Annotated in this window: 12 protein-coding genes; 2 read left to right on the top strand and 10 right to left on the bottom strand. The window is 28.9% G+C overall.

Annotation, left to right across the window (positions count from 1 at the left end):
• Positions 1-41 precede the first annotated feature (41 nt).
• From ACWJJ7_RS14320 to ACWJJ7_RS14290, 7 genes are all read right to left on the bottom strand, one after another.
• Positions 42-266: a FeoA family protein gene (locus ACWJJ7_RS14320; protein ID WP_462962682.1), complete on the bottom strand. Its 225-nt coding sequence runs from the start codon at positions 264-266 to the stop codon at positions 42-44.
• Between the two features lie 29 nt (positions 267-295).
• Positions 296-532, bottom strand: a complete 237-nt coding sequence (locus ACWJJ7_RS14315; RefSeq protein WP_462962681.1) for a FeoA family protein — start codon at positions 530-532, stop codon at positions 296-298.
• Positions 533-895: 363 nt separating this feature from the next.
• Positions 896-1696, bottom strand: coding sequence for an NlpC/P60 family protein (locus ACWJJ7_RS14310; RefSeq protein WP_462962680.1), 801 nt, complete (start codon positions 1694-1696; stop codon positions 896-898).
• 261 nt (positions 1697-1957) lie between these two features.
• The gene (locus ACWJJ7_RS14305) at positions 1958-2149 is read right to left on the bottom strand and encodes a hypothetical protein (protein WP_462962679.1); all 192 of its coding nucleotides are present in this window, start codon (positions 2147-2149) and stop codon (positions 1958-1960) included.
• 163 nt (positions 2150-2312) lie between these two features.
• Positions 2313-2729: a hypothetical protein gene (locus tag ACWJJ7_RS14300; protein WP_462962678.1), complete on the bottom strand. Its 417-nt coding sequence runs from the start codon at positions 2727-2729 to the stop codon at positions 2313-2315.
• Between the two features lie 116 nt (positions 2730-2845).
• Positions 2846-3841, bottom strand: coding sequence for an LCP family protein (locus tag ACWJJ7_RS14295; protein WP_462962677.1), 996 nt, complete (start codon positions 3839-3841; stop codon positions 2846-2848).
• A 166-nt stretch (positions 3842-4007) separates the two neighbouring features.
• Entirely contained in the window at positions 4008-5135 is a 1128-nt protein-coding gene (locus ACWJJ7_RS14290) for an SGNH/GDSL hydrolase family protein (RefSeq protein ID WP_462962676.1), read from the bottom strand.
• Between the two features lie 253 nt (positions 5136-5388).
• Between ACWJJ7_RS14290 and ACWJJ7_RS14285 the strand changes: the two genes are divergently transcribed.
• Both ACWJJ7_RS14285 and ACWJJ7_RS14280 read left to right on the top strand, forming a co-directional pair.
• Positions 5389-6105 (top strand): hypothetical protein, encoded by a 717-nt coding sequence (locus tag ACWJJ7_RS14285; protein ID WP_462962675.1) that lies wholly within the window; start codon positions 5389-5391, stop codon positions 6103-6105.
• Between the two features lie 62 nt (positions 6106-6167).
• The gene (locus ACWJJ7_RS14280; protein ID WP_462962674.1) at positions 6168-7883 is read left to right on the top strand and encodes a DUF4214 domain-containing protein; all 1716 of its coding nucleotides are present in this window, start codon (positions 6168-6170) and stop codon (positions 7881-7883) included.
• A gap of 53 nt (positions 7884-7936) precedes the next feature.
• Here ACWJJ7_RS14280 and ACWJJ7_RS14275 read toward each other — a convergent pair whose 3' ends face one another.
• From ACWJJ7_RS14275 to ACWJJ7_RS14265, 3 genes are all read right to left on the bottom strand, one after another.
• The gene (locus tag ACWJJ7_RS14275; RefSeq protein ID WP_462962673.1) at positions 7937-9325 is read right to left on the bottom strand and encodes an O-antigen ligase family protein; all 1389 of its coding nucleotides are present in this window, start codon (positions 9323-9325) and stop codon (positions 7937-7939) included.
• Between the two features lie 105 nt (positions 9326-9430).
• A complete protein-coding gene (locus ACWJJ7_RS14270) occupies positions 9431-10549 on the bottom strand; it encodes a glycosyltransferase family 4 protein (RefSeq protein ID WP_462962672.1) in 1119 nt (372 codons plus the stop codon).
• Complete coding sequence (locus ACWJJ7_RS14265) at positions 10546-12018, bottom strand: O-antigen ligase family protein (RefSeq protein ID WP_462962671.1); 1473 nt, start codon at positions 12016-12018, stop codon at positions 10546-10548. Before ACWJJ7_RS14265 ends, ACWJJ7_RS14270 begins: the two co-directional genes overlap by 4 nt.
• Positions 12019-12032 lie beyond the last annotated feature (14 nt).

The raw sequence follows: 12032 nt of genomic DNA, 5'->3' as shown, positions 1-12032 counted from the left end.
CCATATTTCATATTATTATTAAATCATATTCTGAACTGTCGTTAAACTTCACGAACCATAACCTTTTGTGCCATACCACGTCCCAAAACTAATCGCGTTTCTCCAACCTTTACAATTAGAGGACCATTATCATTTTTCATAATTTTTACTATAACACCCTTGCTCATGCCCATCTCCATAATTTTCTTGCACATACTCTCGCAGCCTCGTACACTATTGATCTCTGCAAACTTTCCTATTCCAATAAAATTTAGTGGCATATTCATCATTCCAACCTCCATTATCATTTTTTATACTAAACTAATTCCACCATAATATCTCTTGCTTCGCTTTTTCTGAGGCTTAAAGTATACCCTCTAACCTGAAGTTCTATAGGGTCACCCATAGGCGCTTTTCCTATTACAACAAGCTGCGTACCTTTAACTATTCCCATATCCATTATTCTTCTTCTTACTTTACTTGCTAATGATATTTCTACTACTTTAACCCTAGTTTTCAATTCTACTTCTATTAACGATATTTGATTTGTCATAAAATCACTCCTCTTAAACTTTAATACTAATATTGAAATTCATTATCAACTATTGTGCAAAAAAATATATTTGATTTCCTATTTAATACTCATAATCATTTGATTTTCATTATCATTATACTGTAATACAGTGTATTTGTAAACAACTATATTATATTTTTAACTAGAATTAATTCCTGTAATCTAATTTAGCTTATCTACTATTTTTATATTTTATTAATTTTAAAACTGTATACACACCAACTATTATTGTATAAATACACAACCTTAACCAATCCATTTCTTTTCCATCTAATAGTACAAAAAATAAATAAGTCCTCTAATTTAATAGAGGGCTTATTTATTTGTATTTTCAAAATTACATTATGCAGGTCCCATTAACCTAATAGGTATGTACCCTTTTTTCATTAATTTGCTTTTAGATCTTACATCTTTTCTCGCTACTGGAATCGGCTCGTAGGGTGCAACTGTTGGTATGTTTTGTTCATACACATTTAAATTGTCACTGTTTTTCTTATCAGAATCTATATATAACATAATATGTCCTTTTCCTCTGCCATTATCTAAAAGCAAAGCATCTGCAGGCTTCAAATCATCCCAGGATATTTGGCTGACAAATTTTTTCCCTGTTTTACTAGTTCTCTTTACCTCATCATAAAGAGTAAGAGTAGTCTGCCTTTTTATTCCCCAAGCTGCACTAACTAAACCAGAACAGTCATTACCATATAGACCTTTATTTTTATTAATCTTATTTAGAAAATCACTCGGAGATGACACTTGATATGGGTCCATACTATATGGTACCCCCTGATATACTTTTCCTTTAATAAAAGTATAAGAACAACTCTTATCAACCATATTACGCTTAGGTATCCATTTTACTTCAGTCATCGCCTTTGCTTTGTTAAGACTCTCAATTTTTAAATCATCAGACTTACTTGCATCGTTATCTTTTACTTTAGGAATATTGGAATCGACTTTGGCGTTATAACTTATATCATTATCTCTTAATGAAAATGGAGAGATTTTCGGTATACTACTTAGGCTTGTACTACTTTTAGCCAAGTTATGTGTAGGGGTAAATATAATAAAAATAAATAGAAACAAGATTATTACAGCAAATATATTTATTACTATTTTGGCACCTTTATACGTCATTCTCATATTTCACCCACTTTTTAAATATATAGTATACTTAATACTATTCAATAAAAAGTGAAACATTCCAGATAAAAAATCTTAAATGAATTTTTTAAAATTATGCAATGCTGATAAGCAGTATCATCCGGTTTGATTTATAACTTCAAAGAACATTTTTTCCATTTATCTACCCCCCATTATCGTATTATTTCTATAAGTTTATGCATATTATTCTATTATTACTGTAAGTTTATGCATATCGTCATATTAACATTTATTGAATAATTATGCATTTTTAATATGCCATAGCAATAATTTTAAGTCCTTACTTTCATCGATGTCGAACATGATATTCAGGTTTTTCACAGCTTGACCTGCGGCACCTTTTATTAAATTATCTATAGCAGATATTATGGATTTTAGATCTATTAGATTGTTTTTTAAAAGCGGAGTAAGGGCTAAGATAGTAGCCGACAAAATCAGAGCTTGATGATGCTTTAAATATCCTTCAAGTAGTAATTTCTGGAATAGCGATTTAAGATATTAAGATTTCTTATATAACATAAAGATGCCACTCACTATGTGAGTGGCATCTTTATGTTATAACTTTGAAAAAGATAATTAATCTTAGGGGGATATATTATCTTTCTATATGTTTCCCAGTATGCATTTTTTTTATACTCTTTTTAATAAAGGAAATCAAATTATATATTATAATATAAACAGCAAAAACTGCTATGAAACCCCACACTCCTGCCACTATATCAGCAAATTCCATTTGGCCGCGATTTGTAATCTTCTGCTCCAGTTCGATACCAAAAACAATAACCAAAAGTACAGTAAATGTATATATAAAAGATAAAATAGAAATGCTATATTTCGCCATAGCTTTGAATGCCATATTAACTATAAAATAAATAAGCATACCAATTATGGCTATTACAATAAAATGAAGCTGCTTATCATCAAGCTGATTATTAAAACCTGAAGAAAAACTTTCAATTAAATCATGTAATTCATTAATTATTGAAACCATAACTTTTAACATTTCAACCATATACGACCTCCTAATCATTTATTTTTATTATTTAATCTTATATTACGAAGAAAACTACCGAAATATATTTCAGTAGTTTTCCTCGATATCTTTTGTTAACTAAAGTTTAACTAACTCTAAAAGAGTGGTGTTTTAGACACTGGCTTTATATTTTCGTAAATAAATTTATGAATTTGATCTGTAGTAGCCTTAAGATCAGCAGTCAAATACCAAACTCCACCTATTGTTTTTCCATTACAGTAGCCATCCACTGGAAATCTCTCCTGCTCTAAATCAGTTGTCTTAGAAGTAATCACTTTTGTACCAAGTGCCATTACATCCATACTACTCATGCTTGTCTCAGTAAGAGGTAGAAGCTTAGAAACAACAGATGGGAACTCAGTTGCCCCTAATGACTGAATCTTTGTAAGCATACCTGTTAATACCGTTCTTTGTCTTTCAGTTCTCTTAAAATCTCCTCCAGTAGTATAACGTATTCGCGAATATGCAACAGCTTGAAGTCCATTTAAAGTCTGCGGTCCTGTGCTTGTAATTCTAGTTATTGATTTTCCTTGAATTTCAGCAGTTTCCTTCATATAAGTATTGATTAAATCAATCTCATCTTTAGCAACATCTATAGTTACTCCATCAATACTATCTATTATCTTTTCAAGATTGAAAAAATCAACGGAAACATAATTTCTAATATTTAAATCAAAATTTTCATTAAGTGTTCTTATGGCAAGCTGCGGTCCACCGTAAGCATATGCATGGGTAATCTTTGTTTCATCATGTCCTTTTACTGCTACATATGTATCTCTCATAATAGACGACATTTTTATTTTCTTGTTTTTCGTATCCACAGAAAGTACCATTATAGAATCTGAACGACTTGGTTCCTCCGCGGTTCTTCTATCTAAACCGAAGAAAGCAATGTTTGTTATTCCGTTATCCTTTTCTTCTTGTGGCGATGCATCAGTCTTAATACCTAGATCCTCATCGGTTTTTGATATTTTTACAGTATTTATTTTGCTAAGTGTATAATAAGTATAAGCAAAAGCTCCTCCAAAAATTAATACACCAATAATAAATAAACTTAAAATAATCTTTGTTGATTTTTTCTTTTTCCTCATGTTTTCCCCTTCCATCATATGTTGCATAATCATTACTGAAAATACTAAATTTTTATATTTTTGCCTTCTCTAACTTTCCACATATAGTACTCTGATTATTATATCCTCTTTTCTTGTGGTATGCAATATTTATCTAAACACTATGTAACACTAATTTATAAAGCAATTAGTTTGTAGCAAGTCCTAAAATTTTCACTGTTTCTCCTTTATTTATAGAGGAGATTTCAATTTTAATCTTATGCGGGCCTTCTAAATCATCAGCTATTAAATTTGAATAACTAACCTCGACCTTTGATTTAGTATCTACTTCGCATTCAAACTTATCATCGATAAATACTTTAAATTTCCCGCCACTAGGCTTACGCAAGAAATGTATAATGGCAACACTACTCGTTGTATTAAAAGTTAAAGTGTCTGAAATTTTATTAGAAATCATGCCACTTTCTAAATCAAATCCAGTATTTAAATCAGGAGAATCATCAAAAACAAATTTATTTAATTTACTAGTATCATTGTAAAAAGCACTATACTTACTGTTTGTTTTTTTCTTAGCTTTATAATTATCTTCAATAACTTTTTCAATTGTAGTTGCATATTGACTATAGCCTTTGTCATTAGGAATTTCTATATCTGTTGTTAAATTTTCATATGTTTCCCCAGAACTAACAAATCCCTTAATAGTATCAGCATATTGAAGATTATAATGATTTGATAAATCTTTTATAACTTTTGAATAACTATTATATTCTCTAAATGAACTTTCCATAATTGGTATTATTTCTATATTGGGATTTGATTTTTTAAGTTTAATTATAATACTCTCATAGAAAAGTCCAAATTGTTCAGGTTTTATATTCCACTGATCCTTTTGTCCAAAGCATATGAATGCTACATCATATTTTTTTGTGGGTTTAGCATTATTCAATTCAACCCAGGCACGTACTCCTGTTGTACTATCACCCGTAATAAAATCCGTTGTCATAGTCGATTTATATTTTTGCTTAACATACTTTGCTATTAGGGTAGACCACTTTTTATCGTCATTAGCTGAACCATTACTTTGACCTATACTGTCTCCTATTATCAAAGCATTTATATCCTGCTTTTCAGAAAGATTCTCATACAAATTCAAACTCGAGATTCTCTCTTCTTCAGTTGAACTTCCTTCGCGGCTTAGTCGTGCTGAAGCAACAAGCGCTTTTTCATTTTTGTTATTACGAGTAGCGCCAACGCCAATTGCGCAAATTCCGACTATAATTAACAATATAGTTAAAATTGATAAAGCTTTTTTCATGTCAAGTCACCCCTTAAATATAAAATATCCACAACGTAATTATACTATAATATTTACTATTTTACTATATTCTTCCCATATACGCATAATATTTTTTATACTAATTTAAAATATCTGTATATACTACAATTCAACAAATTTTATTTTTAAATACCATTATAAGACATTATAATGGTATCTAATGTTTTTTATAACTTTATTTGTGCTATAATTAATTAAAAATTTATATTTAAAAGAAAGGATGAATTTACCTATGAAGATAAAAAAAGGTTCCCTATATAAAACAGGTTTTCTTATCTTGTTTTTATGTATAGCTCTATCATTTTACTTTTATAAGAAAAATACTATTAAAACTGATTCTACTAGTATTAAAACGAATTCTACTACGCCCACAAAAAATCCCGTAATTGCTAATGAATCAAGTAAAAACACTACTCCTAAAAGTACAAATGCAAAAGAAAATGAAACTGAAACTGTTAAAAACTCAGACAAAAATGGTGTTCCTAAAAGTACAGCAGTAAAAGAAAATGAAACAAAAACTGAAACTGTTAAAGAACCAAGCAAAAATGTTGCTCCTACTTATACAAACGTAGATGCAAATAGAAAAGACCTTGAAGATCTTATTTTTAATTATATTGACATTTATAAGACCCTTATTAACAATAAAGATCTTGATATTACTTATATAAATGACATAGTAGTTAAAAATAGTGATTTTGAAACTAATATTAAAAATGAAATAAAAGCCTACAGATCTAAATATTCAAAAATAGAAGACTTATCATTTAAAATAAAATCCATTGAATCTATAAATAATGCAAATGAGTACTCGATAATAGTAGAAGAAAAGGTAAATTATTTGTTACCAGGTGGAACATCACAAAAATTAACCAATAATTATAAGTACTCTGTTATTTTCGATAAGCAACAGTCAGGTATTAAGAAACGTGAGGTGGTCTCTACTAACTAGTAAAATCTAAATGTAATTTTATTTATTATTATATTAAATACTAATGAGGGAGTGTTCTTAGATTGAAATTTAAAAAATTAACTTTAAGTATTTGCTTTATTATTTTTTTGTGTATGTTTTTGCCAGCTAAACATGTACAAGCATCAACTTCCGTCAGTGATTTTGTAAGAATTCTTTATTTAAGTGTGCAAGATAGGGAGCCAGACACTAAAGGGCTTAACTATTGGACAAACATGTTGACGTCTAGAGGAATTTCTGGTGCGGATATAGTAAAAGAGTTCCTTCTAAGTCCAGAATTTTCGCAAAAGAATTTATCTAATGAGGAGTATATTAATATACTCTACCTAACCATACATAATAGGTTACCCGACCCAGAAGGAAAATTATATTGGACGGGCTTACTTAATAATTACCATTCTAGATTAAATATATTAACCCAAATTATTGCTTCTCCTGAATTTACAACTACCTGCAACAGATATGATATTATGCAAGGTCGAATAGTTTTAACTAACCCTATAGATATATATCCAAAGGTAAGTGGTTTTGTATCCATATCATACAATTCTTTCCTTAATAGGAGAGCTGATCCTGATGGATTACAGTATTATATAAATCTTCTTGTAACTAAAAAAATTACAGCAGCTCAACTAATTGAGCTACTTACAAGCAGTGATGAATTTGTTAAAAGTCAAGTTTCTTCAGAGGAATATATAACAAGACTCTATAAAGGTATTCTCTTAAGAACGCCTGACAAAGAAGGATTTAACTGGTGGCTTAATGTTTTAATGAATGGCCATAGCAGACGTTATCTACTCTCCACCTTTGTTTCTTCACCTGAGTTTAAAGATTTATGTAACAAAAGTGATTTAACGCCGGGTACAATTTCATTGTCCGCATTAGATTATCCCCGTGATGGAGTAATTGTTGGATATACAAATACTGCTTCACTAAGCCTTCGAGCAGCACCGTCAACGCAATCAAATAGCCTTGGTTCTATTCCAAATGGCTCGAAAGTAATTATATCAAATAAATTTTATGATTCTCTAAGCCATTTAGAGTTTTATCAGATAAAGTGGATTAAAGATACAAGCACTGGTCCGGTATTATTAGAAGGATATTCGGCGGCTACATATATGTATGTAGTTACTGATACTGTTAACAATTCAATGTTAGGTGTTTTATCTAGTCAATATGAATCAAATGGAGATCCAGGGTTGGTTTCTTCCGGAACAGGCGATTATGGTGGAGTGTCTTATGGCGTATGGCAATTATCTTCTAACTTAGGATCTCTTAGCTCCTTTGTACTATGGTTATCTTCAAATAATGCGAGTTACTTTAATTCTTTAAATAATGCTCGTAAATTAGATGGTGGTAATTATGGAACAAATTTTAATAGTACTTGGAGGACACTTGGAAAAGATAATTACCATGAATTTTATGAGTTACAACATAGTTATATAAAAACTAAATTTTATGACATATTAGTCAATAACCTTAATGGCACTGGAAACTATGAAACTAGATTAAGAAGTTTTGCTGTTAGAAATGTGCTTTGGTCTACAGCTGTGCAGCATGGGGTTAGTGGTTCAACCAACATAGTAAATAAATTTAAAAATGTAACTGACATAAGTCAATTTATAAGCAGTATATATACAGAAAGATCAAAAGTAGATGTTTATTTCCCATCATCACCCACTCTTCACAATTCATTAATTAATAGATTCATTAATGAAAAAACTGGTGCACTAAAAATTTACAACTATGAATCTAAATAGAATGCAAAATAATAATAAAAAGAAGTCGAATTTAATTCGACTTCTTTTTATTATCAACTCCTATTTTGGTCAATTATATATATACCAATTCCTATATACGCCCATATAAATAGTTGATTATAATAATCATATGTTATATTACAAATAAGTATTGATATCAAAACGAAAAAAATTGATATGCCCACTCCATTATATTGTGGTTTTTTTATTATCCTCCACAATTGTTTTAGTATCAATGCCCATATAGAAAAATATAATACGAACCCTATAACGCCTGTTTCGCATAAAAAAGTTAAATACATGCTATGTGTCATAGTTCTATAACCAACGAACTCACTAAAATTATTTAATCCAACACCAATTATAGGGCTACTTTTAAATGCTTCTATAGCATACAATGCCAACTTCCTATGTCCTGAAGTAGATACATCCTTCAAATCAAATGTCTGCATAACTCTAGATATTATTAAATATAGGCCTTCTCTAAATACCAATGCAAAAACGACTACAAATATTCCTAAAATTATATCTATTTTAACTGCTTTTCTCTTAAACCTAATATTAATATATACTATTAGCATTACAAGGATTAATCCCAATGATACCCAGGCGCTCCTTGAAAAACTTAATATAACACTTATTGTACATATACTTACACATAATATTTTTTTAACATTAAATTCCTCTATATTGTACATTAAAATTAATAATACTATCGTTATCATATACCCAGCAAATGGTGCAGGATCCGCAAAAAATCCATCCATTCTAGGAAACTGGGTCCCATTTAAAGCAATTTCAGGTGTTCCGTAGTATACTTTACCACTCATTCTATCAAAAAATGTAAGAATAAGATTAATATTTATGTCCATATAATAGCATATGTACTGTAGATAACCGAACATTAAATTTAATACTGATGAGATAATTAAATATTTTACTATTATTTTAGCACCAAATTCCTTGTTATATATGTATATTATGACTTGTAGAAGTATAAGTATAGTGAATTGCATCGTTTTATTAACTGACGCTGTAGGATTAACAGAAAATACAGCTGATATAAGTAAACTTACAATCAGAAGACACTCTATACAAAGTATTTTAATAAACATTGTATTTTTAGATATTTTAAGTTTAAAAATTGTGCCGTCAAAAAAAAGTTTTATAACTGTTAATATCACTATGATTGTTCCAATAGTAAATGTTGAATTGAATATTGGAATAGCTATTTTATCCAATGCTAGTGAAAATATTAGAGCAATTAATGCAAATTTTTGACTTTTAAAAAATAAGAATACAAATATAAGTGAAAATAAAAAAAACAAAAATACGGTTATCACATTTAGATTAGTACTGAAAATAAATATACTTAAAAAATATATTATTCCTACTATACTGATTGTTGATGTTTTTAGCATCATTTTATTATTATTAAACAAATTATACCCCCCCCCAATTTTTATATGTTCATTATCTTTACTATTATCCCTTGAATAAAATAGCATGCCTAGACGATAATATTAAAAACAAATCCACTTTAAATTTCACTTATGCAAATTATTAAACTCATTAATATATTGTCTTGCAAATTTCATCAAATTAAAATCTTTTGCTCTTTCCATGCAGTAACTTTTAGCCTTAGCATATTCATTCTTGTCTTCATATAAATTCAATACTTTATCACTTAGTTCCTTAGAATTTAATTTATTAAATTTTAAACTTTCCATTTCAATAAGTTCCTCTAAAGATGAAGATTTCGAAACTATAACAATAGTACTTGATTTTATTGCTTCTACTACCGGAAGACCGAAACCCTCATACAATGACGGAAAAACAAATGCAAAAGAATTTTTCATTAATACATGCTTTTCAACATCTGAAACATATTTCATATAAATGATTTTATCTTTATTGGCATGATTATTTATTGCATCTAATATAGTTTCAGCCTTCCAGCCAACTTTACCACATAAAATCAACTTTAATTCTGTTTTTTTTGCAATTTTCTCATAAGCCTTTAGCAAAGTTAATATATTTTTTCTTGGTTCTAATGTGCCTAAATATAACAAATATTCTCCAGATTTTGCAAAATTGTTTTTAGATAAAATTTCTTTTTCCTCATACTCATTAATTTCACTTAGTATAACGTCTTCATATATTACCTTCACTTTAGCTTTACTTATCTCAGCGTTGAAATACTTGTATATTCCTTCCTTAGTTGAATTAGAAACTGCTACTATACTATCAGCCCTCCTAATTGAGACAGGAATAAGCATCTTATTTATAAGCTTATTGTACCAGTGCATAGTCTCAGGCATCTCATACACCACTAAATCATGTATCGTTAGCACTGTTTTTATTCCTTCTAAGTTTAAAGGCAACACATGTTGAGTCCCCCAGAAAACATTTATATTATATTTTTTTAGAGTAAATGGAAGCTTGATCATGTACCAAGCTGTCTTTTTCAATAACTTAGGATTAGTATCCTCAATAAAGTATAGATTTTTATATTTATCCCTAGGGAAATTAATATCTCGATCTGAAAAAAGAAAGTATGAATTTTCTTTATCCTGTTCTAATATACTATACAAAAAATTTTCCAAATAATATCCTATACCTGTTTTATATTTTCCTAACGGTCTAGCATCTATTCCTATATTCATATTACATCACCATTACTTTCAAAATTTTTCATTATCACATATGCACTCCCAACTAACACCCATAAATAATAGCTGTATATTAAGAACGCCACCGTCATTTGCATAAAAATAATTGCTACTGAACTTAAAAGACCTATTAATATAAAGCTGTTCTTATGTTTTATATTTCTAATTATAGATATTAAAAAATCTTTTACTAATAAAATAGCTGCAGCTAAAAAGCTTAAAAACCCAATTATCCCGGTCTCAGCTAAAATAGTAAGATAATCATTATTTGCCCTCCAACTTGATGGTACCGGTCTTGGAATAAATCCAAATCTTGGATTATCTGCTGGGCCGTATTTATCTACATATGCAACATATTTGCCTGTTCCTACTCCTAAAATTGGGTGATCTTTAAAAATGTCAATAAGTATTAAATTCATTGCACTTCTATCATTAACACTCTGCGAATTTTTAAATTTATCCTTCAACACAAAACGCACATAATCGGAATTATTTGTGTAATTTAGTATAGTTGTTACACATATTCCAAAAATAATCAGTGTTGATATACTATAAACTATCACTTTAAAGTTAATTTTTTGTCTTCCATAAAAATACAATAGCACCATTCCCATAAAAAACATAGCCACAAAAGTACTTATCCATGCTCCACTTGAAAATGTAATTAATAGCGTTATAGCTTGAATTAGTAAAAAAATCATATATATTGTTTTTTTTCTTTTATCTTCAATAAAAACAAAAGCAAGTGTTAATGGTATTAAAATTCCAGTCTGATTACCAAAAGCAAGTGGTTCATATGCAACTCCCGCCAATCTATTATCCCAAACTCCCATTCTACCTCCCGGGAAATTTCTAATCATGTTAGGGATAGATAAATGAATCCCTTTGCTGTCTAAAAAATATAATACTATGCCAAATAAACTTGCCACCGTTCCAATCATAATAAAAAGTTTTAATAATCTTATAATTTCATGCTGAGTTTCAAAATAATTTATAACCAGCATACCAAGACTAAGGATATAAAAATACTGGAACAGATTTTGGATTGCAATAATGCTAATTCCATAAGTTTTGTTAACTCCCACTATGTTAGCAACCGCATCTGGAAAAATGAAAGATACTAAAACTGATATTGTTGATATAATTACAAATATAGACAATGCCACTTGAAATTTATATAATTTTACTTGTCTATTCTTTTTAATCAAAAGAATCAAAAATAAAATCACACCACTTATCTTAATAATCTCATTGAATTGACCATGAAGAAATGTAAATGGCCATATAGATACTATAAACCAAATATAATATTTAGGATCATATACAAACAATATTAATGCTGCTATGAAAAAGATATATATAATTGGCCAAATAGAATATATTGAAGCTAACATTAATAATATTATAGATACAATAAATACCTTATATTTATGAATTCTAACTTTATCGATGAATAGTTGCATTTTTCTCTCCTCTC

It is taken from the genome of Clostridium sp. CM042, from assembly GCF_055080995.1.
This window is presented reverse-complemented; position numbering and strand designations above follow the sequence as displayed.